The sequence below is a fragment of the Nodosilinea sp. FACHB-131 genome, assembly GCF_014695395.1.
Classification (GTDB): domain Bacteria; phylum Cyanobacteriota; class Cyanobacteriia; order Phormidesmidales; family Phormidesmidaceae; genus Nodosilinea.
Genome location: NZ_JACJOF010000023.1, coordinates 52,339 through 76,260 on the forward strand (window position 1 = coordinate 52,339; position 23,922 = coordinate 76,260).

The following is a 23,922-nucleotide window of genomic DNA, read 5'->3' on the forward strand; positions in this document are numbered from 1 at the left end:
AGAGGGGTGAACTGACCAAGTAGTTTTTGGAATACTGAGTACTTTGTATCTGAACGGTCATTGCGGTGGGCAATGGCTGGTTTTGTCGCTTTAGCCACTATTTTGGCTAGATAAAAAATATTCCCACGGATTCAGAGTCAACTCAAATTACCGACGGGATTTATGAAAGCACTACTTCTTTACCCTAAATTTCCCCAATCGTTTTGGTCCTACGATCGCTTTATGGCGATCGCTGGGCTCAAGGCTGTTCTGCCTCCCCTGGGGATCATCACGGTGGCAGCGCTATTGCCTACCGAGTGGGAGATTCGTTTTTACGACCGCAACGTCACCGCCGAATCTGAGGCCGACTGGGCCTGGTGCGACATCGTCATTCTCTCCGCCATGCTGGTGCAAAAGCCCGACTTTCAGGGGCTGATTCAAACGGCCAGGCGCTTGGGTAAACCCGTGGCGGTGGGCGGCCCTTACCCCACCTCGGTGCCTCAGGACGCCCTGGCCTTTGGAGCCGATTTTCTCGTGCTCGACGAGGGGGAAATGACCGTGCCCCTGTTTCTAGAGGCGCTGGAGCGCGGCGAAACCGAAGGCGTTTTTCGATCCATCGACAAGCCCGATGTCACCCACAGCCCCATGCCCCGCTACGACCTGCTCGAGCGGGATCAGTACTTTATGATGGCGATGCAGTTTTCGCGCGGGTGCCCGTTTAACTGCGAGTTTTGCGACATTATTTCGCTCTATGGCCGCAAACCGCGCACCAAAGCGCCTCACCAAGCCCTGGCCGAACTGCAAGAACTCTACGACCTGGGCTGGCGCGGCTCGCTGTTTATTGTCGACGACAACTTCATTGGCAACCAGCGCAACGTCAAGCTGTTTCTGCGGGAGCTGATCCCCTGGATGCAGGAGCACAACTACCCGTTTACGTTTATGACCGAGGCCTCGGTCAACCTGGCTGAGGATGACGAAATGCTCCAGCTGATGCGCGACGCAGGATTCTACGCCGTGTTTTTGGGCATCGAAACCCCCGACCAAGACAGCCTGGCCACCACGCGCAAGGTGCAAAATACCCGCAATCCGCTGGTGGAAGCCTGCGCCAAAATCAACGAAGCAGGGCTGCTGATCTACGCCGGGTTTATTCTCGGGTTCGACGGCGAGCGGGCTGGGGCGGGCGATCGCATTCAGGCCTTTATCGAAGAGACCAGCATTCCCCAACCCATGCTGGGGCTGCTGCAAGCGCTGCCCAACACCGCCCTCTGGGAGCGGCTGAAAAAAGAGGAGCGCCTGATGGACAGCACCGACAACTCCACCGGCGACCAGAACACGCTGATGAACTTTGTGCCCACCCGCCCCGTGACTGACATTGCCCGCGAATATGTCGAAGGCTTTTGGACGCTCTACGAGCCCAGCAACTACCTCCGGCGATCTATGGAGCAGTGCCTCAAGATTCGCACTGTGCAGGGACGAGGGCAGACCATGCAGTTTCCCCTCGGACGGGGACTGCGGCTGGTAGCCCAAGTAGTTTGGCACCAGGGCCTGCGCCGCCCCGAGCTGCGGGGCCAGTTTTGGCGTCAGCTCTGGACAATTGTGACGCGCAAACCGCAGCTGCTGAACATGTATCTAGGCCTGTGCGCCGCTGGTGAGCACTTCTGGGAATACCGCGCCCTGGCCCGAGAGCGCATTACTCACCAACTCCAAGCTGAACCGGTGGCCCCCCTGATTCAACGCTCCAGGGAATTGCAGGAGCAGCATTGATAGTTGACGGTTTGGCGTAGTTTGGTCTGCGCTGTTAAGTCCAATGAGGGTGCAGGGTATAGGGTACAAGGTACAAGGACCCTATACCTTGCACCCTATACCCTATACCCACCCCCACTCGGAGATGTCACCCCATCCCCTGCCACAACTCTGGGGAATGTGACTAAAATGTGGTGCTGCAATAGGGGCGACCTTGGTCAAAATTTTGCTCTGGGGGTTGGGAGTCGGGGTGGTGGCGATCGCGATCGTCGAGCTGCTGCTGCGGGTGCGCTATGGCCTCGGCAACCCGCCCCTCTACGTGGCCGATGCTCGCACCGGCTACCGCCTCGCCCCTAACCAGAGCCTACGACGGCGGGGTAACCGCGTTGAGATTAATCAATATTCCATGCGGGGGCCAGCGGTGGCGGCCCAGCGACCGATCGATACCCTGCGGGTGCTGATGGTGGGCGACTCGATCGTCAACGGCGGCTGGTGGACCGATCAGAGCCAGCTACTGTCGGTCAAGGTGCAGCAGGCGTTAGTCGACCTCAATCCACCAGGGGTAGAAACGGTGGAGGTGCTCAACGCCTCGGCCAACTCCTGGGGACCGCGCAACGAGCTGGGCTACCTGCTGCGGTTTGGCACCTTTGAGGCCCAGCTGGTGCTGGTGGTACTCAACACTGACGATCTGTTTGCGATCGCCCCCAACAGCTACGAGCTGGGTCGCAACCCCGCCTACCCCACCCGCCGTCCGCCCCTGGCCTTGTGGGAGGTGGCCCAGCGTCGGCGCGGCTATACTTCCAGCCCGGCGCTCCAAGCGCTGCATGACCAGGCTGGCGATCGCGTGGGGGTCAACTTAGAGGCCCTGCGCCAGCTCAACCAGGTGGTGCAGGCTGCGGGCGGGCGGTTGGCGATCGCTATGACTCCCCTGTGCCGAGAGCTTGACCCCGACGGCCCCCGCGACTATGAATTGGTGGCCCGCCAGCGCCTTACCACCTTTGCCCAGAGCGAGGGCATTCCCTACCTCGACGGTCTGCCCTTGTTTCGGCAGACGGCCCACGAACCGCTCTACTTCGACCACATTCACCTCAGCCCCGAGGGCAATGACTGGTTGAGCCAAGCCCTAGCCAAGCTGCTGCTCGAACTTTGGAGCTACGCCCCCGACCCATCCTTGCCTCCGACCCACGAGCCCCTGACCGATCTGTGGTGAGGAAGCGTCGAGTCTGCTCAAAGCTGCCTACAAAATTTTGACATGGCCAGTGAAATCTGGGTTAAACAGCCCAAAACGCCAAAATTCAAGCCCAAAAGGTAATTTTTTTCATTTTTCGCTCTTCTGTGATCGCTCCTTTAGTAAAGACCTACCCATAGGGTGAAAGCTTAAAAGATCACATTGTGACGCAACACAAGTTTTTTTAACGTTGTGTTACATTGTTTGCTGGTCACGACGGACCAACGTTTAGTGCCAACCTCAAAGGAGAATTTTTGATGCACCCCCAATCCAATTTCACGCTGGAGCGGCGGAAGGTCGACATCCTCCAACTGTTCTTCTTTCTGATCGGAGCACCCCACATCTACGGTGCTCTGCGCTCCACTGAGCGTCAGCGACAAACTCGGCCGCCCCTGCTTCAATACCTGGCGGTTGGAATGCTGGCTATGGCGATCGCCAGTGCTGCTGAAATGTGGTTGATGTAGAGGGTAAAAGATTTAGGGTATAGGGTTTAGGACATGAGGCTAGATACGGACCCTAAACCCTATACCTTGAACCGTACACCCTCTATCCCTGCTGCTGAAGTTCGCTATAGGCGGCATATACCCCCTGCACCGTATACCAGTTGAGAAACACCCGCGCCAGTTCCAGAGCCACCCGAGGCTTGCCCTGGGCAATCAGCCAGCGCAACAGGGGGGCCATGGTGCGCTCATTCAACCGGCCGCCAGCGGTGAGTACACCCCAGAGCACCTGGTGGAGGGGCGTCATCTGGATCATCATGCGCACTTCGCGGGTGGGGTGCTTTTTATAGAAGATTGCTCCCATGCGACCCCGCTGAGTTTCCTGGTCGATCATCTTAGGAATTTGATCGAGGGAGAAGGGGGGGTGGTAGTGGTAGCCCACGGCTTCAGGCACTTTGACCATGGTGACGCCCAGGTTTTTGAGCCGCACCCCCAGCTCTAAATCCTCCCAGCCGTACTGGCTAAACTCGGTGTCGAACAGACCAGCAGTCAGCAGCCAGTGCCTGGCGATCGCCAGGTTGGCCGTATCAAAAAAGGCGTTGGAGAAATCCGTCACCTTGACGGGTTCGGCAGTGGGCTGTTCAAAGTTGCTGGTGTTCACCAGGCGACCGGCGGTGAATACGCGATCGTTCCCCAATTGCTGGTAAGCATCCGTTAGGGCCTGGGCATGGGCCTGGAGACTGCCCGGCGGCATAACTACATCGCTATCGACAAAGACAATGGTGTCCCCCTGGGCCACCTGTACCCCGTAGTTGCGGGCGGCCGCCGCTCCCTGGTGATGGCGCTCCACCAGCCGCACATGGGGAAACTCGGCGGCATTGACTTGCAGCCACTCAATGGTGCCATCGGTGGAGCCATCATCTACGACGACTAGCTCATAGTCTGTGATCAGCGCTGGGTCAAACCTCTGCTCTTCTAAGGCACGCAGACACTTCTCCAGAATGGGCTGGCGATTGTAGGTAGGGGTAACAACGCTGAAAAACACGGTGGGCCTCCAAACGGCCCTAATATCCTAGCGCCTTGGCCTGCTCTAGACGCGATTGGGCTACACCCCGGCCTGTACCCAAAAAACAATGGCATATTCAGTATAAATGAACTAAAGTTCATGTGTATTTATGACTGGCGAGCAATGGGCGCTAATACAGAGCTAAGGACGGGGATAGACGGCGGCCATCAATTGGAGTGGAGGCCGTGGCAGGGGATGACCCTGGCCCTCGTGCTGCTGTCTGCGGCCTGCTCCGGTTCCAACCCCGACCCCGGCCCGCGCAACATCACCCTGCACCAAAAGTGGGCGCTGCAGCCCGGCGATCGCCTAGCGGGATATTCAGTGCAGAGCGGCCTGGGCGACATCACGGTCGACCTCAAGGGCAATCGAGTGTTCATGCCGTTTGATGGTCAGGTGCAGCCCGCCGAGGGTAACGCCAACCAGTGCATCATTTTGTCGAGTCCAGATGTGCCCGCCTACCTGTTTCGCCTCTGCGGGCTGCGCCAGGTGAAGTTGGGCGACCTGTCCCAGGGCGAGCCCATCGGCAGTGGCAACACCGTGGCCTTTGCTACCCTGCGCCGCCAAGCCGATGGCACCTGGGCAATGGTAGAGCCCGCCAAAGAGCTGCTGGCGCAGTTTTTAGATCGCCCCTAGACGGTCACCCCCCCGGTGGAGCCTCCTCTAGCAGGCCCTCCTCAGCGGGGGCTCCGGTGGGAGTGTCTATACCCGGCAGCGGTTGCAGTGGCTGGTCGGCTTCGGGAGGCTCTGCCCCTAGCTCACGCAAAATTGGGGTCGCTGGCTCAGGCTCCTCTAAAAACACCGCCGACAGCACCGCTTGTAGCGTGGAAGCCATGGCAATGCGGTTTTTGTAGACCAAAATCACCCGGGTCAGGGTGGGCAGCTGATTCTGCTCAGCCACGAGGTACAAGGGCTCTACGTAGATCAGCGACTGTTCAATGGGAATCACCAGCAAATTGCCCTGCTGGGCTTGGGATCCCTGGGTATCCCAGAGGGAAATGCGCTGAGAAATTTCGGGATCCTGGTTGATGCGGGCCTCAATCTGCTCGGGGCCAAACACCAGCTCCTGCTTAGGGAAGCGGTAGAGCAGCCGCAGCCCATAGCGATCGCCGTCTGATCTTGCCGCTAGCCAGGCAATCAGGTTGTTGCGCTGGGCTGGGGTAAACAGCCGCAGCAGCACAAACTCCTCGGTGTCCTCCTCGGGCAGCTTCATGATTAGGTAGTAGGGATCGACCTGTTGCGACTCGCTGGCGTAGATTTCGCTAGGGGCGCGCCACTGGTCTTCCCGGTTATAAAACACCTGGGGATCGGTCATGTGGTAAGTCATGAGCGAGTCGGCCTGTACCGAAAACAGATCCTGCGGGTAGCGGATGTGGGCGCGCAGGCTGTCGGGCATGGCATCCAATGATTCAAACATGGCGGGCAGCAGCCGGCTCCAGGTTTGAATGATGGGGTCGTTGGGGTCAGCGACAAAGAAGCTAATCGCCCCGTTGTAGGCGTCGACCACCACCTTGACCGAATTGCGAATGTAGTTAAAATCGTTGTCGCCGGGGTCAGAGTAGGGGTAGCGACCGCTGACAGTGTAGGCATCGATCACCCAGTAGAGATAGCCTTCAGTGTCCTGGGAGTCGTAGTTTTCGACGGTGAGGTTAGGGTCGCGATCGCGAAAACCTTCAAAGCTAACCGTGCTGGGGGGGCGGCTACCGTGGGCTGAGCCAGTGCCCCACTGCCGCGAGGCGTTACCAATGTCAGCGGCGACCAGGTAGGGGTCGGTGTCAAAGCGCAAAAAGGGAGCGATCGCCCGCACGCGATCGGCAATATTGCGGCGAAACAGCAGCCGCGTATCACCGGTAAAGTCTTCGGTAAACAGCATGCGCCAGTCGAGCAGGTAGCGGGCAAACAACAGCCGCCGCCAAATACTGCCCAGGTTAATGCCGCCTCGTCCTAGGTAAGAGGTATAGACATTCTCGTTGCCGCTAGGGTAGTCGAGCTCTAGCACCTGGGTGTTGGTCATGACGTAGGTGTCGGTGAGTTCGCCAAAATACAGGCGCGGCTCCCCAATGGGAATGCTTTGGCGCACCTCGTCGCTGCTGGGCAAGTTGTTAATGCCGCTAACAAAGTAAGTCGGCAGCCCATCGGCGCCGGCGGTATTCACCGGGCTGAGGGTAAAGCCGTAGCCGTGGGTATAGACCAGGTGCTCGTTCACCCAGGTTTTAGCAATGTCGGGCACCCGCTCGTAGTTGAGCTCCCGCGCTGAGATCATCACCTGACGGCGCTCAGAGCGGCGCTCCTGGTTCAAAATGTTATAGCGATCGAAGTCGGCGTCTTTAAACTCGTAGTACAGGCGAATTTGCTGAAGCTGACGGTTGCTGTCGAGCAGCGGCCGTGAGTCCCATAGACGAATGTTCTCGAGGGTGAGATCGTTTTGCTCAAGGTCTTCGGCGTTGAGGTCACCGCTAGAGTCAAAGGGTTCTGACTCAATGGCCTCCAGATCAAAGGCGGCGCGGGTAAGCTCAATAGAATTAGTAATGTAGGGACGCTCACGCTGGAGTTCGTTGGGCTGCACCACCAGCCGTTGCACCATAGCGGGCACCAGCACCAGGCCCAATAGCGTTAACACCAAGTAACCACAGATGCCTTTGATCAACAGACTGGTACGCCCCATCCCCGCCCACCACCCCTGAGGAGCTTTAGCGACACCAGCGGGAGGAACTTTGCGCATCGGGTTGATGTAATTCGGAGCCCACAGCAGCCCTCGGCTGAGAAAGACCAGCCCCAACCCCAAGGTAAAGAGCGACAGCAACCAGTTGGCGGGCAGCACCACGTTGACGTGGGTGTAGTCAGCGCCATACACTACGCCTTCGCCGGAGTAGAGCACGTCGTAGCGCCCTAGCCAGTGACTAACGCTGGTAGCCAAAAACAGCAGCCCGGCCAGATTGTAGAGGTGCTGCTGCTGAGCATTTGAAAAGCCATAGAAACGCCCCTGGCTGAGGGTATTATCCCTGAGCAAATAGACCAGATACACGCTGACCAGAGTGAAAAAGAGGCCGCCAACCACCCAAAATTCGAGCAGGCGCAGCACCGGTAGCCGAAAAATATAGAAAGCAATATCTCGGTTGAAGATCGGCTCTGTCTGTCCGTAGGGCACCGGGTCAAGGGAAAGCAGCACTGTGGGCCACTGCTTGGCCAAAATCAGCCCGTAGCCGAGGCTCATGAGCATTGCCGCCAGCCGCCCTAGCTGTCGAGGATAGAGCAAAAAGGCCACGGTGCTAATGCCTAAGGCAATCAGCAGCCAGGGCTGGGTGATAAAAAATTGCCCAATAACCTTGAACAGCTGGAGCTTAGGCCACAGGGCCAGGGGGGTGGTGGAGTCATAGAGGGTAGTGGTCTGCTGCCAAAATTCGCCGGCAATTTGTCCCTGGTAAATCAGCTGTAGGCCCAGCAAAAAGCTCAGGGTGCCTCCTAACAGCAGCAGTCCACCAAGGCCTAAACTGCTGGCGTGAGTCCGGCGATCGCCCGGTTTCTCGAGCGGTTGAGCGCGATCGGCCAGGGTCAGATTGCCCCAGGTAAAACCCAGGGTGCACAGAATAGGCACAATGCCGAGGATCAGCTGCGACCTGAGCCGCAGCCAAAACATCGCCAGGTAGTTGACCTCCTCAAACCAAAGTTGCTCAGCCTGAAGATTGATAACCGCATCGAAAAAGAGCAGCGTTAGCAGCCCTAGCCCCAGCCACCCCCACCGGGGCAAACTTTTAGCAAATGCTTTAGTAATCATGGGCCCTACAGATCGACACCTACCCCAGCAGTGCCTAGATTGTAGCGGCTCAGTGCCGAGGCACCGTGACAGTCTGTTATAGACGAGAGCCAGGTAGCAATGTCTAACGGTTCTGTTGAGCGGCTATCGACCAACTTTGCTATTACACCAAATCAACCTTGATAGTCCGCTCCGACAGGTTTGTTCTGCTGCGATTGCTGACACCATTTTACTCAAGACCTCAATTTAGCTGTATTGTCAAAACATTGAACAATGCCTGTCCAATCTGTATCTTCCATTACTGTCTCGGCATAGTTATTCTCTGTGTATGCTCTTATAACACTTCGCCAAAACTGTTGGGCAACACTGTTTGTATGAACTTGATGGATTTCCCAACAACCACAAAATAAATCAAAAATGTGAAATGCAACCTGGCGACCAATTCCATACTTACGGTATTTTCGTAAGATGAAGAACTCCGCCACTGAGTATTGGCTACCTGGAAGGTACGTGTATTGATTCACCAACACAAAGCCAGCAAGTTTGCTATCCACTCGCACCAAAAACGGATGGCGATCAGCTTCAACCCAATAGTAATCTAGATACAAATAGCCAAAGCATCCATGCTCATCTAAATCGATGTTCTCGAACTCTGAAAAGTCATACTGATAAAGCTCCATCATCCGCTGGATAATTGACTTTTCCGTAATTAAAGCTGGTAAGACTTCAACATTCATGCTGGATACTCTATTGACAGTCTCGACTTACCAGCCTCTTCACAATTACGAGATTTTAACTTCCCCGCACCACCCAGTGGCATTGAGCCAGGGCACCCAGGCGAGCCCCAAACCTGGATGGCTATTCTCACCAAAACGGTACTGATTCAGTAAGTCTCGTTGTTGTCATAGGTACCGGGCTCCTTTACCTGTAACCCGGTTTGGGCGGCCGCACCAGGAACCTGGTACCTTACTAACCCTATTCGTAATCTGCGCCCTGCGATCGCTATTGTCAGACCTCTGATCGTTAAACTGGCACAGCTGTTTAACGTATTGCACTCGCTGATCGTTAAACACAGCCCGCTGATCGTTAAACTGGCATAGCTGATCGTTAAAGTGGCACAGCTGTTTAGCGATCAGTGGGCAATGATCGTTAAACACAGTCCGCTGATCGTTAAACTGGCACAGCTGTTTGGCAATTTCACCCTGCAATTTAGCGCCAGGCAGGCAACTGCAACCTCAAGCCCTAAATTCTAAAAAGGTGCGCCCCCGGGGGGGCATCGCTTGCAAGGCGCCTCCCAACGGAGCATCGCTCAGTCAAAACCATCCTGCTAACCTAAGCGGCAACCGCTTACCGCTGGGCGGCCCAGAGAGATTGGGAGCAAGCAGGCCAGGGGCGATCGCCCTACGCCGCCCTCAGCAAGTCTTATTCTGAAAATCGCACTGGTAAATAAAGGGCTCTTGCCAGTGCAGCGGAATTTCGAGCAGATCGCGCACGCCGGTAATGCCTTGGCTAATGAACAGCAGCACCGCCACGGTATTGAGGGCGGCGTGGGTCAGTCGCCAGCGCTTAGACTTATAAATTTCGGGCAGGGTGGCGAGGGCAAAGATCATCAGCATGGCCGCCGTCATGCCCAAATAAAAGTGAGACACCGGCCACTCATAGCCGCGCCGAAACACCCCCGGCTGCATTCCCAGCAGCCACAGCCCCATGCCGGTCAGCGTTGCAAAGGTGCCCCGCCAAACCTGGCTGCTGGAGCGATATAGCAATACCAAAGCCCCCAAGGTGAACGCGTACATAGCCACCACAAACACACCTCGAAAGGGGTCTTCAGCCCAAACATTTTCCTGAGTGAGGGTCTTGAAAATCGGATGGGCTAAACCCAAAAGCACTAAACTCACCACTGCCCCAGACAGCCATTGCCCAACCCGCACATGCTCTTTGCCGACCACCGGAGAGATGGTCGTTTTGGTTTTGTCGGCCACGGCCAAGCGCCGCTGGCGAGTCTGCACCGCAAAATAAACGGCTACACCTATCAGCGGCATCACTACCGTGACGGCTAAAAACGGGTGCAGCAGTCTGAGCAGATCGGGGGCATCGAGCATGGGGTTTCCTGAAGAGAGAGCGTGGTTGGGCTAAGTTTTTCTTACTTTAGGGCACAGCCCTCGACCGGCACGGTGATTCGCCGCACAATCTCGGATGTTGGTACCAAAGCAATGGTCAAAGACCAGCCCCACGCGTTTACAGGTGTTATCTTATCGATGCCGCTAAGCCCAAAGATTAAAGCGAGATAAGTGCTGCTCAAGGGCCTTGGGAATCTGCTTGACAATGTCGGTTTTGGTTTTAAAGGTCAACCGGTTTTGGGCAGGCAGGTCAAAGGGGTACTGTCCGACAATATCGGCTCGCTCCATTTGGGCCAGTAAAATCTGCTCGGCGGGCTTGGCCTGAAGCGCATAGCCCATCTCCACACACACATGAGGGCTGGGCACCAGCAGCGTGGTGTTGCCTTCTACGGCTGTAATCGGGGTGCCATCGGCCACAAACAGCAGCGACTTGCGAATTTTGCGGGTAAGCGCGCTGTTGAGCCGGGCCGGGCCGTCGCTGAGCCGCTGGGACACCTCTAGGGTGAGGGCAATGCGAGATTTTTTGTTGAAGCTTGCGATCGCATCGGTGAGGGCCTGGTGCAGAGCCTCGCCCGACTCGCTGTACTCTTGCTGATAGCAGAAGTAAACAATCGGCTCTAGACGGGCCATGACATCTAGCTTAGTGAAATAGATCTCGTGGCTGATCAGGTCGATGTTAGCAATGCCGTAGCCACCGCTGCCCTCGATGTAAAACTCCACGGTTTCGCCATCGAGATACCGCTGAAACCAGGCCGACTGCTTCACATCGGCGCTGTCGTCTAGAAAGTCGGCGCGCAGTGCCGACTTCAACAGGCTGTTTTTGCTCAGCCGCAGGTCGTGGGGCCGCTGCTCTAAATCTCGAACCGGCTCGTAGGCTTCGAGATACCAGGCTTTCAGGGCAATAATGGCCATAACGAGTCATCCTTTGGGGCGGTGGGCTGGCCCTAAGGGCCGGTCTGCTCGGGCGCGAGTCCGAAATATCGCTTGATTCTAAGGCCAGATCGAGATTTGGATGGGAACAAAATCGAAAGAAATGTTGAGCTCCGCACAACTTAGGGCTTACAACGCCCTAGAAGCTGGGGTTTTGAACTAATATCAGCGCGTTTTCTCTCAGTTGCTGCTTTAAGCGCTGTGCCTATCGTTATTACATAGTTCAATTGTACTAAATTTTTCACAATAGCGGAGGACTTGGTTTAGGCTATTTGGGTCTGCTCCCGTGCTTTGCCCCCAAGGATGCTCGCCATGATTGACCTCTATTATTGGACGACCCCCAACGGCCACAAGGTCACCATTTTTCTCGAAGAAGCTGATGTAGACTACACCATCAAACCCATCAACATCGGCAAGGGCGATCAGTTTAACCCCGACTTTCTGGCGATCGCGCCCAACAACCGCATTCCCGCCATCGTCGATCACGAGCCAGCCGATGGTGGCGAACCCCTGAGCCTGTTTGAGTCGGGGGCAATTTTGCAGTATCTAGCCGAAAAGACCGGGCAGTTTTTGCCGTCGGGGCTGCGCGATCGCGCCAACGTCATGCAGTGGCTGTTTTGGCAGATGGGCGGGCTGGGGCCAATGCTGGGCCAAAACCACCACTTTGGCAGCTACGCTCCTGAGAAAATTCCCTACGCCATCAACCGCTACGTCAAAGAAACCGAGCGCCTCTACGGCGTTCTAGATCGGCAGCTTGAGGGCAAAGACTTTATTGCTGGCGACTACTCCATCGCCGATATGGCCTGCTACCCCTGGATTGTGCCCTACGAAACCCAGCAGCAAAACCTGGAGGATTTCCCCAACGTGAAGCGCTGGTTTGAGGCGATCAAAGCGCGGCCAGCGGTGGAGCGGGCCTATGCGATCGCCGAGTCAATGCGCGCCGAGTCGACCATGAGCGACGAGGCCAAGGCGATTTTGTTTGGTCAGGGAAGAAGGTAGGAGCGGCAAGGAAAAGTTTTGAATTTTGAATTTTGAGTTTTAAGTTGAGAGCCCAAATTCAAAACTCAAAATTAAACACTCAAAACTTTCCCAGTCCCCTAGGCCAGCACGCCGTTTAAGAAAATATCCGTCAAACACTCCGCCAGGTCTTTCATCGCCTGGGGCGAGGCGGCTTCGTCGCCGAGGGTGTCTTGGCTAAAGCCCGCGACCGTAAACATGCCTAAAAAGACTCGCGCCACCATGCGAGCGTTCATCGGTCGGTAGACGCCGCGATCCATAGCGGTTTGAAAGAACGCTTCGGCGACGTCGATCATTTTGCCAATCACTTCGGTTTGAATCTGCTCCCGCAGCTCGGGGTGAAACTGCGCTTCCATAAAGCACACGCGCATCAGAGCCGAGTTCTTTTGCAGATTGAGCATGCGCCGCTGCATGACCTGGCCGATCGCCTTATAGCTGGCCATTTCGCTCAGCTCAGTCAGCAAGTCGGTGAGAATTTCAACCCAGCCCTGGCTGGCCACCGCCACTAGAATTGCTTTCTTATTCTCAAAATGGCGAAACAGAGTGCCCTCAGCTACTCCAGCGGTCTGGGCTAGCTCACGGGTAGTTGTCCCCCCGTAACCATGTTTGGCAAACAGCTTTAGGGCCGCTTTTAGAATCTTAGTCTCCGTATCGGTTTCCGCAGGGGCGGTTTTGAAGAAAGGCACCATCACAAAAACCCTCAAGAGTAAGCACAGATCGGCTTCTGTGGCCCATTGTGACCCCATTCCCCTAAAGGCCGGGGCTGGGTTCACATAACCTCATAAAACCTGAGATAACTACTCTTAAGGGTCTTGGTTATTGCTCTGACCAGAGCTAGTCTACCGATTCGGCGGCGGCCAGAGTTTGCTTGACGATCTCATCGCTGATCTGCCGCTGGAGGGCAGTATCGTCGGCGGAGCGCTCCAGAATGCTGTTAAACGTATCAATTGAGAGTCCGTCGGCCTCGATCGCTTTTTCCATGTCGCCTTCGGTGCTCTGACGAATAGCGATGATGCGGTCTACAGCAGCTTTAAACTTTTTGTCGTCTTTTTTAGAAATTTTGGCTTTTTCAACGACTTTAGCCATGTCTTCGGGGCTGTCAGCTGCACCGCCGAGCTGGGTCTCTGCGATCGCATTAAACTGCTCAATGGTCAGTCCTTCGTCTTCTACGGCCTTGGCCATCTCTCGCTCGGCCTGGAGGCGCAGGGTTTGCACCTGCTGGTACACCTTGGCAAAGGTGGCAATGTCGGCATCGTCAATGGGTGCAGTGGCGTCAACCTCAGGCACATCTACCCCGGTGGCCTGAGCGAGCAGCGAGGATGATGGGCCAGCCCAAGCTGCCCCAGGGGTCAACCATGCCAGCACGATTAGTAGAGCGGCAACACAATATCTCACCATAGTGGAGTCTCCTGATAACGCGAGTCGGCTTGGACAATCTTCCCTAGCCTAGCCCTTTGTTAACACATCGGCATGGTGGCGCAGATGGTCAGCCATAAAGGACGCCATAAAAAAGTAGCTGTGATCGTAACCTGGCTGCATGCGTAGAACTAGGGGTTGTCCGGCCTGTTTGCAGGCGTCTGCGAACAGGTCGGGCAGCAGCTGGCCCTGAGCCAAAAAATTATCGGCGGTACCCTGGTCAATCAAGATGGTGCGATCGGGCTGAGGGTGGACCTTCACCAGCTCCGTCGCATCGTAGGCCTTCCAGCTATCCGTGTCTGAGCCCAGATAGCCCGAGAATGCCTTCTGACCCCAGGGACATTGGGAAGGAGCGGCGATCGGCGCAAAGGCCGAGATCGATTTAAACAAGTCGGGATTGCGCAAGCCGCACACCAGTGCCCCATGGCCCCCCATGGAGTGGCCAAAAACGCCCATGCGACCGCGCCGCACTGAGAACTCTTCGGCGATCAGATCGGGCAGTTCCTGCACCACATAGCTGTACAGGTTGTAGTTTTTGCTCCAAGGTGCTTCCGTGGCATCCACGTAAAACCCGGCTCCAATACCAAAATCCCAGGCCTCTGGTTCATCGGGCACCCCTTCGCCGCGAGGGCTGGTGTCGGGGGCTACCAGCATCAGCCCGTGCTCGGCGGCATAGCGCTGCGCCCCAGCTTTAGAGGTGAAATTGTCTTCGGTGCAGGTTAAACCCGAGAGGTAAAACAGCACCGGCACCAGACCATTCTGCGCCTGGGGTGGCACAAACACCGCGAATCGCATCTCGCAGTTGCAGACAGCCGACGGATGGCTGTAGTAGCCGACCGTGCCGCCAAAGCAGGCATGTTGGTTATGGAGAGTTAGGGAAGACATGGGGAGATGGGTAAGGGGGTAGATGGGTAGGGGGTGGATGGGTGAGACCAACCCACGTGTCTGCCCCGCATCACGCGAGGAGAGTATTTAACCCAAGGACTCGTAGGGTGGGCACTGCCCACCATTAAAGACGCAATGGCATGAGACCCTTTCTCTACAGAAAAGATCATCTAGGTGCCCTAAAACGTCACCACGCTGCGAATGCTCTCACCTCGATGCATGAGGTCAAAGGCCGTGTTGATTTCATCTAGCGGCATGACATGGGTGATCAGGTCATCGATGTTGATCTTGCCGTCCATGTACCAGTCGACAATCTTGGGGACGTCGGTGCGACCCCTGGCTCCACCAAAGGCGGTGCCCTTCCACTCCCGCCCGGTCACCAGCTGAAAGGGGCGGGTGCTAATTTCTTCATCTGCGGCGGCGACACCGACAATGACGCTGACGCCCCAGCCCTTGTGGCAGCACTCCAACGCCTGGCGCATGAGGTTGACATTGCCCACGCACTCAAAGCTGTAATCGGCCCCGCCGCCCGTTAATTCCACCAGGTGAGCCACCAGGTCGCCTTCCACCTCCTTCGGATTGACGAAATGGGTCATGCCAAACTTGGTGGCCAATTCTTGACGGTTGGGATTGATGTCAACGCCGATGATTTTGTTAGCCCCCACCATGCGGCAGCCCTGGATCACATTGAGGCCAATGCCGCCGAGGCCAAACACCACTACGTTGGCACCGGGTTCAACTTTGGCGGTGTTAATCACCGCGCCTAGGCCGGTGGTGACGCCGCAGCCGATGTAGCAGACTTTCTCAAACGGTGCGTCAGAGCGAATTTTGGCCAGGGCGATTTCGGGTACCACCGTGTAGTTCGAGAAGGTGGAGGTGCCCATGTAGTGAAACAGCGGCTCGCCACCTAGAGAAAATCGACTGCTGCCGTCGGGCATGAGACCCCGCCCCTGGGTGAGGCGGATAGCCTGGCAGAGGTTAGTCTTAAAGCTGAGGCAGTATTCGCACTGACGGCACTCAGGTACATAAAGCGGAATCACGTGATCGCCAGGTTTGAGGCTGGTAACGCCAGGGCCGACTTCGGCCACCACCCCGGCTCCCTCATGACCCAGAACTGCCGGAAATAACCCTTCGGGATCTTTGCCAGACAGGGTATAGGCATCGGTGTGGCAAATGCCGGTGGCTTTAATTTCGACTAACACTTCACCCTCGCGAGGCCCCTCTAGCTGGACGGTTTCGATAGTCAGGGGTTGGCCAGGGCCAAGGGCAACGGCGGCTCTAACATCCACGGGCGAAGTTCTCCTTTGGTCAATTGAAACTGTGGCGCTGGTGTCGAGCAACAGCCCTATAGGCTGTTGCTCGACACCAGCGCATGTAATCCGAATCTACAATTTGGCTGGTTGAGCAAGGGGTTGAAACCGGTTCAACTGAGCTGTTGCAACACCTTAGTCAGCTTAGCGACTTTGCGCCGCTTAGGCCATCTGTCAGCTTTCTCAGACATAACTCGGCAAAATGGCCGATGTGAGGGTAAATAGTTGCCATACGCCTTAGCACAGGGGCATCTTAGGCGCACCAGGCTATCTGCATCTACGATATGACTCAACTCTTGCAGCGATCGCGTAAACCGCTCTGTGGACAAGCTAATTCTGCTGGGTTTACGCTGATTGAAAGCTTGATTGCGGTGGTGATTGTGGGGTTGATGGCGGCGATCGCAGCCCCTTCATGGTTTCAACTGGTGCAGCAGCGCAAAATCAACATTAGCCAAGACATGGTGTATCAGGCCATGCGGGCTACCCAGGCTGATGCGATGCAGCAGCGCCACGATCGCCGCTTCAGTATTCGCGATCGCAACGGGCGTATCGAGTGGGCCAGCCATCCCGAAACGACGTTATCGAGTCAAGCAGCCGCTTGGACTCCTCTGGTTGAGGGCGTCGTTTTTGCCGCTATTGACAACACCATGCTGAGCTCAGGCGGCACTTACTATGTCAAGTTTGACATGTACGGCAATGTCAAGGCCGGGCTCAGCACCGTAACCTTCTCAACGGGTGGTAGCCAACAAACTCACCGCTGTGTGGTGGTTTCTACCATGATTGGGGCGATGCGCAAGGGCAAAGGGCACACCCAAGTTAATAGCAACGATCGCTTCTGTTATTAACCTCTCCCCCCACTTGGAGCAAAACCGAGTTTAATAGGTTAGCGCCATGACATGGTTAGGAGTGAGTGAATGTCAGAAAAAAATGAGGGGTGGTACGTCGTTCAGGCCGAAGACGGCACCTGCAACGTGCTGTCCGCCGAGAGCATCAGCCGAGAGCGACTTCAAGAGCGTCGCCCCATGTGGGGCCCCTACGCCACCCAGCAGGAAGCCATTGCCCGCCGGGTGGGGTTGATTCGCAGCGGCAAATGCGAGCCCGCCTGATGAGGCACTACAACCCTAGGCGGTAGTTCGGCCTCGCAGTGAGTCGTAGCTCTGCAAAAACCAGGCGTAGGTTTGCTCAATACCAGTTTTGAGGTCGGTTTTGGCCTGCCAGCCTGCTGCGTTGAGGCGTGAGACGTCGAGCAGTTTACGCGGGGTGCCGTCAGGCTTGGTGGTATCAAACACCAGGTCACCTTCATAGCCGACCACAGCTTTCATGGTGAGGGCCAGTTCTTTGATCGAAACCTCTTGCCCGGTGCCGACGTTGACGAAATCTACATCGTTGTAGTTGTTCATCAAAAACACCAGGGCGTCGGCCAAATCATCCACATACAAAAACTCGCGCAGGGGGGTGCCGGTGCCCCACACGGTGACCGTGGGATCACCATTCACCTTGGCTTCGTGAAACTTGCGCATCAGCGCGGGCAGCACGTGGGAGTTGGCTAAATCAAAGTTGTCGTTGAGGCCGTAGAGGTTGGTGGGCATGGCCGAGATAAAGCTCACGCCGTACTGACGGCAGTAGTTTTCGCAGAGCTTGAGGCCGGCAATTTTGGCGATCGCATAGGGCTCATTGGTCGGCTCTAAAAAACCCGTCAGCAGGTAGTCTTCTTTCATGGGCTGCGGGCAAAGCTTCGGGTAAATGCAGGATGACCCGAGGAACAGCAGCTTTTGCGCGCCGTGCTGGTAAGCGCTGTGGATGATGTTGGCCTCAATCATCAAATTGTCGTAGAGAAACTCGGCCCGATAGGTGTTGTTGGCGTGGATGCCGCCCACCTTTGCCGCCGCTAGAAAGACGTAGTCGGGCTTTTCTTGGGCGAAGAACTCATCTACCGCTGCCTGACTGCGCAGGTCAAGCTCTTGGCTAGAGCGCAGCACTAAGTTTTCATAGCCCTGGGCCTTGAGGGTTCTTACTAGGGCGCTACCGACCAGGCCACGGGAACCCGCTACATAGATCTTAGATTGAGTATCCATAGGGTTGAGCTTAGATAAAAATTACACAAGAACTAAATGTAGATGGCCTATCCCCATTGTCACGAGTCTGGCACCGAGGAACCGCCAACGACAACTGCCCGCTCGCCGAGTTTAGCCGTAGTTCACAATAAGAACTGAGGCCCATCTCCAGTTTCCCACTCCTTTGCGCCATGACCCTACCGCCCCTGCCCAACCGCTGGCAATTTTGGATCGATCGCGGCGGCACCTTTACCGACATTGTGGCCCGCTGCCCCGATGGGCAAATTATCGTTCATAAGCTGCTGTCCGAAAACCCCGATCGCTACACCGATGCTCCTATCCAAGGTATGCGCGATCTGCTGGGGCTTGGCCCAGAGGAAATAATTCCTGCTGAGCTAATCGAGGCGGTGAAAATGGGGACAACTGTGGCCACCAATGCGCTGCTGGAGCGCAAGGGCGATCGCACCCTCCTGGTCACTACCCAGGGCTTTAGAGATGCTCTGCGCATTGGCTACCAAAACCGCCCCAACATTTTTGCCCGCCACATCGAGCTGCCCGAAATGCTCTACGAGCAGGTGATCGAGGTCAACGAACGCCTCACCGCCCAGGGCGAGGTGCTGGTTCCTTTGTGTGCAGAGGAAGAAGAACGGCTGATCCAGGAACTTCAGCGATCTTACGGAACTGGGATTCGGGCCTGTGCGATCGTGCTGATGCACGGCTATCGCTACCCTGTCCACGAACTGCGTCTGGGAGACCTCGCCCGTCAGGTTGGCTTTACCCAGGTTTCCCTCTCTCACCAGGTGAGCCCGTTAATCAAGCTGGTCAGTCGAGGTGACACGACGGTAGTGGATGCGTATCTGTCGCCGATTCTCAGGCGCTACGTCGATCGAGTGGCGGGGCAATTGGGAGTGGGTGAGATGGGGGGGATGGGGGAGAACAAGCAGTCCCAAACTTCTTCACCTTCCCCCTCCTCCCCACTCCCTCCTCACCTCATGTTCATGCAGTCCAACGGCGGCCTCACGGATGCGGCGCTGTTTCAGGGCAAGGACAGCATTCTCTCTGGCCCCGCTGGGGGCGTGGTGGGAGCGGTGCAGACCAGCCGCCAAGCCGGGTACGATCGCATTATCGGCTTTGACATGGGCGGCACTTCGACCGATGTCTCCCACTACCGGGGCGAGTACGAGCGCACCTTTGAAACTGAGGTGGCGGGGGTGCGGCTGCGGGCACCGATGATGGCGATTCACACCGTGGCGGCGGGGGGCGGCTCAATCGTCAGCTTTGACGGCAGCCGCTACCGGGTGGGGCCAGAGTCGGCGGGGGCCTATCCGGGACCGGCCTGCTATCGCCACGGCGGGCCGCTGGCGGTGACCGACTGCAACGTGATGGTGGGCAAACTTCAGCCCGAGTTTTTCCCTCACATGTTTGGGCCGGAGGGAGATTTGCCGTTAGATGCGGCGGTGGTGCACGAGCAGTTTGCGGCCCTAGCAGAAGAAATTCGCGAGGCCACTGGGGATACTCGCAGCCCCGAGCAGGTCGCCGCTGGGTTTCTCACCATTGCAGTGGAGAAAATGGCCAACGCGATCAAAAAAATCTCGGTGCAGCGGGGCTATGACGTTTCGGAGTATGTGCTGTGCAGTTTTGGTGGGGCCGGGGGTCAGCACGCCTGCTTGATCGCCGACGCTCTGGGCATGACGGAGGTGTTTCTACACCCCTACGCGGGGGTGCTGTCGGCCTACGGCATGGGACTGGCGGACGTACGATCGCTCAACGAGCAATCCGTCGAATTGCCGCTGAGCGAAGACACTCTGCCCCAAATTCAGCAGGTGGTGGAGTCTTTGGCCAATAAGGGATTGGAAGAACTGCGGCAGCAGGGGTTTGAGGCCCTCTCCCCTAGCCCCTCTTCCGGAGGGCGAGGGGAACCGGAGAAGTCAAAATTGCCCCAGGTTTTGCCTCGGCTGTTGCTGAAATACGAAGGTAACGATTCGGTGCTGGCGGTAGATTTTGCTAGGGTAGAGGCGATGCGATCGCAGTTCACCACCCTGCACCGTCAGCGCTACGGTTTCGCCCAAGAAGACAAAACTCTCATTGTCGATACCGCTGCGGTCGAAGTCATCGGCCACACCCACAGCCCCGACGAGCCCGAGATCCACGGCTCCCGCACTACGCCGCTCATTCCTAAAACCAGCGTGTCTATCTACACCGCCAACACATGGTATGACACCCCGGTCTACCACCGCGATGATCTGTGCCCGGGGAATGCGATCGCCGGCCCTGCCCTGATCATCGAATCGACTGGAACCAATGTTGTAGAACCCGGATGGAGCGCAACGCTGACAGCAAAGGGGCATTTGATATTAAACAAGAAAGCTAAAAGTCAGAAGTCAAGAACTCAAAATTCAAAATTCAAAACTCAAAATTTCTCTGCCACAGACACCAATTCTGCCCCAACCCCACCCGACCCTGTGCTGCTTGAAATTTTCAACAATCTCTTCCGCGCTGTGGCCGAAGAGATGGGGATCACACTACAAAACACCAGCTACTCGGTCAACATCAAAGAGCGGCTAGATTTCTCCTGCGCGCTGTTTGACCAGCAGGGACAGCTCGTGGCCAATGCGCCCCATATTCCTGTGCATCTGGGGTCGATGGGCGAAAGCGTGCGGAGTTTGATTGAGGCTAAGAGCGCTGACCTCAAACCCGGCGATGTTTACCTGCAAAACAACCCCTACAACGGCGGCACCCACCTGCCCGATATCACCGTCATCACCCCGGTCTTTTTGACCGAGCCCCACCCCTATTTCGCCCGGTCGGAGACAGAGGAGAACCCAAAACCCTCTCAAACTCCATCCACCCATCCACCCATCCACCCGCCCACCCATCCACTCTTCTACGTCGCCTCTCGCGGCCACCACGCCGACATTGGCGGCATCACCCCTGGCTCTATGCCGTCGAACAGCACCTCAATTGAGGAAGAGGGCGTGCTGCTCGATAACGTGCAGCTGGTTGATCAGGGCCGGTTTCTGGAAACGGAATTGTTGGAACTCCTGACGACTGCTCCCTATCCCGTACGGAACTCAACGCAGAATATCGCCGACTTACAAGCCCAGATCGCAGCCAATGAAAAGGGGGCGCAAGAGCTGCAAAAGCTGGTGGAGCACTACGGTTTGGCCCTGGTGCAGACCTATATGCAGCATGTGCAAGACAACGCTGAAGAATGCGTGCGGCGGGTGATCGATCGCCTCCACGACGGGCAGTTCACCTACCCCATGGATGACGGTAGCCAAATTGCGGTGCAGGTCACTGTGAACCGCGAGGGACGCCGCGCCACAATTGATTTTTCTGGAACATCTCCCCAACGGCCCAGCAACTTCAACGCTCCGGCAGCGGTGTGCAAAGCGGCGGTGCTGTATGTGTTTAGAACGCTGGTGGATGACGACATTCCCCTCAACGCGGGCTGCCTCAAACCGCTGGAAATAGTGATCCCAGAGGGATCAATGCTGAACCCTCAGTATCCAGCGGCGGTGGTGGCGGGCAATGTGGAGGTGTCTCAGGCGGTGACCGATGCGTTGTATGGGGCGCTAGGTGCGATCGCCGCCTCCCAAGGCACCATGAACAACTTCACCTTTGGCAGCGATCGCCACCAGTATTACGAAACCATCTGCGGCGGCTCCGGTGCTGGCCCCGGCTTCCCCGGCACCGATGCGGTGCACACCCACATGACCAACTCGCGATTGACCGATCCCGAAGTGCTGGAATGGCGCTTTCCGGTGCTGCTGAGAGAATTCTGCATTCGCCAGGGCAGCGGCGGCGCGGGGGAATATACTGGCGGCAACGGCATTGTGCGCACCGTGGAATTTCGCGAACCGATGACGGCCGCCATTCTTTCAAACCATCGACTAGTGCCGCCCTTTGGCTTGGCGGGCGGTCAGCCAGGGCAGGTAGGCGAGAACTCTGTAATTCGTGCCAATGGCCAGGTTGATCCTTTACCTGGGCAGGCTACCGTAGCCCTAAATGAGGGGGACTGCATTCGGATCGCTACACCAGGCGGCGGCGGCTTTGGCAACGCAAAAGAGTAGGGTGCAAAGGAAATCGACTATTCTGCGCCCGCCCTAAAGATGTCCTGCGCGGTCAGCCTTAACCCTTCAAAGGTCGGTGAAACCAGGAGATCATTTCCAGTAAATCGCTCTAGCTGATAGCCATCGGTCCCTAGAGTACAGAGCGTGATCGTGGGCTGCTTCGGTTGGCCAATCACCCGTGCGGCCCCCAAGGCGCGAAAATCTACAATCCAGTATTCTGCGATGCCCATGGCCTCGTAGTCGGCTAGTTTGAGGCCGTAGTCGTCGCGCCAGTTGGTGCTGACCACTTCTACCACTAGTTTGACCGTAGCTCCATCGCAGACAGTAGACGATTTTTCCCACAGGGGTTCGTGCTGGAGTTGGGTGCGATCGAGCACTGCCACATCGGGAATGTAGCCCGCATTGGGCCGCAGAGGTTTCACCACGCAGGTGCGAGGAATCGTTAATAGCAACCCCGACTGGTCAATTAGAACACCAAGCTTGAGGGCGATGAACCCACCAATGTCTTCATGGGCACCTGTGGGCCGCACCTCAACCACCTCGCCTTCAATCAGCTCGTAGCGCCCACCATCGCTGGGGTATTGATCGAGAAAGTCTTCAAAACTGAGGGGTTGCGCTGTGGCCTGCACCATCTAGACACCCGCCGTAATTTAGAACAGATGTGACTACAGCTTACCGTACTTGCCAGCTACCCTAGCCGTGCTGCTTCGTCAGCGGCACGGAGCTTGATTCAGGCCCATAGGGATGTAGTCTGTACAACTTGACACATCAATTTTTCTTGAAATAATGAAGCATCAATATTTTTTGAAATGAAGCTGTGGTGCTTGCGTCACAGCTAGTTGTTGCGTTTGTGCCGCCAAGTTGGAGAGGGTTTAGAGATGGTGAAGGTCGCTGTCAACGGGTTTGGTCGCATCGGGCGACTGGTGCTGCGAGCAGGCTGGGCCTTTCCTGAGCTGGAATTTGTTCACATCAACGAGGTCAAGGGTGGCCCCAAGGCGGCGGCTCATCTGCTCAAGTTCGATTCAGTCCACGGCCGCTGGGCACCGGAAGTCGAAGCCGTTGGTTCTGAAAAAATCACTATTGACGGCGTACCCCTCAGCTTTAGCAGTGGTGCTGCCCCCGGCGAGGTACCTTGGGATGACTATGGTGTAGACCTAGTGCTAGAGTGCTCCGGCAAATTTCGGACACCAGAGCTGCTTGCGCCTTACTACGACCATGGCGTGAAAAAGGTGATTGTTGCGGCTCCAGTCAAAGAGGGCGCGCTCAATGTGGTCTACGGCATTAATGATCATCTCTACAACCCAGCAGAACATCACCTGCTGACAGCCGCTTCCTGCACTACCAACTGCCTGGCTCCGGTGGTCAAAGTCATCCACGAAGGGTTGGGCATTCGCCACGGGGTGATCACTACCATCCACAACCACACCAATACGCAAACCCTTGTGGATACCTCACACAACGACCTGCGCCGCGCCCGCGCTACGGGTATGTCATTGATTCCGACAACAACGGGGTCGGCAACAGCGATCGCGCTGATTTACCCCGAACTCAAGGGCAAGCTGAACGGGTTGGCAGTACGGGTACCGCTGCTGAATGCCTCCCTGACCGACTGCGTGTTTGAGGTCGATCGCCCAACCACCGTCGAGGAAGTCAATGCTCTCCTCAAAGCTGCCGCCGATGGCCCCCTCAAAGGAATTTTAGGCTACGAAACCCGACCCCTGGTGTCCGTGGATTACAAGGATGATCCCCGCTCTGCGATCGTCGATGCCCTCTCCACCATGGTTGTGGATGATACCCAGGTGAAGATTCTCGCCTGGTACGACAACGAATGGGGCTACTCCTGCCGCATGGCCGAACTAGCCCGTAAGGTGGCCCAGAGTCTCCCTCTCGCCTTGGGGTGAACTCTGGAC

General features: G+C 56.6%; 20 protein-coding genes. 9 read left to right on the forward strand and 11 right to left on the reverse strand.

The window, feature by feature from the left end:
* The first annotated feature begins 162 nt into the window (after positions 1–162).
* The 3 genes from H6F75_RS14075 to H6F75_RS14085 all read left to right on the forward strand — a co-directional run bounded on the left by H6F75_RS14075 (position 163) and on the right by H6F75_RS14085 (position 3,414).
* A complete protein-coding gene (locus H6F75_RS14075) occupies positions 163–1,743 on the forward strand; it encodes a B12-binding domain-containing radical SAM protein (RefSeq protein WP_190753107.1) in 1,581 nt (526 codons plus the stop codon).
* Positions 1,744–1,936: 193 nt separating this feature from the next.
* Positions 1,937–2,932, forward strand: a complete 996-nt coding sequence (locus H6F75_RS14080; RefSeq protein WP_242020012.1) for a GDSL-type esterase/lipase family protein — start codon at positions 1,937–1,939, stop codon at positions 2,930–2,932.
* Between the two features lie 275 nt (positions 2,933–3,207).
* Complete coding sequence (locus H6F75_RS14085) at positions 3,208–3,414, forward strand: hypothetical protein (RefSeq protein WP_190753108.1); 207 nt, start codon at positions 3,208–3,210, stop codon at positions 3,412–3,414.
* A gap of 82 nt (positions 3,415–3,496) precedes the next feature.
* Here H6F75_RS14085 and H6F75_RS14090 read toward each other — a convergent pair whose 3' ends face one another.
* The gene (locus tag H6F75_RS14090; protein ID WP_190753109.1) at positions 3,497–4,435 is read right to left on the reverse strand and encodes a glycosyltransferase; all 939 of its coding nucleotides are present in this window, start codon (positions 4,433–4,435) and stop codon (positions 3,497–3,499) included.
* A gap of 144 nt (positions 4,436–4,579) precedes the next feature.
* On the opposite strand from H6F75_RS14090, the gene H6F75_RS14095 reads away from it, so the two are divergent.
* Entirely contained in the window at positions 4,580–5,089 is a 510-nt protein-coding gene (locus tag H6F75_RS14095; protein ID WP_242020014.1) for a hypothetical protein, read from the forward strand.
* Positions 5,090–5,093: 4 nt separating this feature from the next.
* Here the strand turns inward: H6F75_RS14095 and H6F75_RS14100 are convergent, their stop codons facing one another.
* The 4 genes from H6F75_RS14100 to H6F75_RS14115 all read right to left on the reverse strand — a co-directional run bounded on the left by H6F75_RS14100 (position 5,094) and on the right by H6F75_RS14115 (position 11,239).
* Positions 5,094–8,228, reverse strand: a complete 3,135-nt coding sequence (locus tag H6F75_RS14100) for a UPF0182 family protein (RefSeq protein WP_190753110.1) — start codon at positions 8,226–8,228, stop codon at positions 5,094–5,096.
* A 212-nt stretch (positions 8,229–8,440) separates the two neighbouring features.
* Entirely contained in the window at positions 8,441–8,944 is a 504-nt protein-coding gene (locus tag H6F75_RS14105; protein ID WP_190753111.1) for a GNAT family N-acetyltransferase, read from the reverse strand.
* A 675-nt stretch (positions 8,945–9,619) separates the two neighbouring features.
* Positions 9,620–10,309: a DUF4079 domain-containing protein gene (locus H6F75_RS14110; RefSeq protein ID WP_190753112.1), complete on the reverse strand. Its 690-nt coding sequence runs from the start codon at positions 10,307–10,309 to the stop codon at positions 9,620–9,622.
* Positions 10,310–10,471: 162 nt separating this feature from the next.
* Entirely contained in the window at positions 10,472–11,239 is a 768-nt protein-coding gene (locus H6F75_RS14115; RefSeq protein WP_190753113.1) for a hypothetical protein, read from the reverse strand.
* Positions 11,240–11,569: 330 nt separating this feature from the next.
* On the opposite strand from H6F75_RS14115, the gene H6F75_RS14120 reads away from it, so the two are divergent.
* Positions 11,570–12,256: a glutathione S-transferase N-terminal domain-containing protein gene (locus H6F75_RS14120; RefSeq protein WP_190753114.1), complete on the forward strand. Its 687-nt coding sequence runs from the start codon at positions 11,570–11,572 to the stop codon at positions 12,254–12,256.
* Between the two features lie 98 nt (positions 12,257–12,354).
* Here H6F75_RS14120 and H6F75_RS14125 read toward each other — a convergent pair whose 3' ends face one another.
* From H6F75_RS14125 to H6F75_RS14140, 4 genes are all read right to left on the reverse strand, one after another.
* Complete coding sequence (locus H6F75_RS14125; RefSeq protein WP_190631972.1) at positions 12,355–12,963, reverse strand: TetR/AcrR family transcriptional regulator; 609 nt, start codon at positions 12,961–12,963, stop codon at positions 12,355–12,357.
* 145 nt (positions 12,964–13,108) lie between these two features.
* Positions 13,109–13,672, reverse strand: coding sequence for a DUF4168 domain-containing protein (locus tag H6F75_RS14130; RefSeq protein WP_190753115.1), 564 nt, complete (start codon positions 13,670–13,672; stop codon positions 13,109–13,111).
* Between the two features lie 48 nt (positions 13,673–13,720).
* Complete coding sequence (gene fghA / locus H6F75_RS14135; RefSeq protein ID WP_190753116.1) at positions 13,721–14,575, reverse strand: S-formylglutathione hydrolase; 855 nt, start codon at positions 14,573–14,575, stop codon at positions 13,721–13,723.
* Between the two features lie 179 nt (positions 14,576–14,754).
* Positions 14,755–15,864 (reverse strand): S-(hydroxymethyl)glutathione dehydrogenase/class III alcohol dehydrogenase, encoded by a 1,110-nt coding sequence (locus tag H6F75_RS14140; protein WP_190753117.1) that lies wholly within the window; start codon positions 15,862–15,864, stop codon positions 14,755–14,757.
* A 305-nt stretch (positions 15,865–16,169) separates the two neighbouring features.
* On the opposite strand from H6F75_RS14140, the gene H6F75_RS14145 reads away from it, so the two are divergent.
* Both H6F75_RS14145 and H6F75_RS14150 read left to right on the forward strand, forming a co-directional pair.
* A complete protein-coding gene (locus H6F75_RS14145; protein WP_190753118.1) occupies positions 16,170–16,730 on the forward strand; it encodes a type II secretion system protein in 561 nt (186 codons plus the stop codon).
* Positions 16,731–16,799: 69 nt separating this feature from the next.
* Positions 16,800–16,991 (forward strand): hypothetical protein, encoded by a 192-nt coding sequence (locus H6F75_RS14150; RefSeq protein WP_190753119.1) that lies wholly within the window; start codon positions 16,800–16,802, stop codon positions 16,989–16,991.
* Between the two features lie 15 nt (positions 16,992–17,006).
* On the opposite strand, the gene H6F75_RS14155 is transcribed toward H6F75_RS14150, so the two are convergent.
* Positions 17,007–17,960 carry a GDP-L-fucose synthase gene (locus tag H6F75_RS14155; protein ID WP_190753120.1) on the reverse strand — a complete coding sequence of 318 codons (954 nt, stop codon included), beginning with the start codon at positions 17,958–17,960 and terminating at the stop codon, positions 17,007–17,009.
* 170 nt (positions 17,961–18,130) lie between these two features.
* Here H6F75_RS14155 and H6F75_RS14160 point away from each other — a divergent pair, with 170 nt between their 5' ends.
* A complete protein-coding gene (locus H6F75_RS14160; RefSeq protein ID WP_190753121.1) occupies positions 18,131–22,012 on the forward strand; it encodes a hydantoinase B/oxoprolinase family protein in 3,882 nt (1,293 codons plus the stop codon).
* Positions 22,013–22,029: 17 nt separating this feature from the next.
* On the opposite strand, the gene H6F75_RS14165 is transcribed toward H6F75_RS14160, so the two are convergent.
* The gene (locus tag H6F75_RS14165; RefSeq protein ID WP_190753122.1) at positions 22,030–22,644 is read right to left on the reverse strand and encodes a Uma2 family endonuclease; all 615 of its coding nucleotides are present in this window, start codon (positions 22,642–22,644) and stop codon (positions 22,030–22,032) included.
* Between the two features lie 246 nt (positions 22,645–22,890).
* Between H6F75_RS14165 and H6F75_RS14170 the strand changes: the two genes are divergently transcribed.
* On the forward strand, positions 22,891–23,913 hold the full coding sequence (locus H6F75_RS14170) for an ArsJ-associated glyceraldehyde-3-phosphate dehydrogenase (RefSeq protein ID WP_190753123.1): 1,023 nt from the start codon (positions 22,891–22,893) through the stop codon (positions 23,911–23,913).
* The last annotated feature ends 9 nt before the right edge of the window (positions 23,914–23,922 follow it).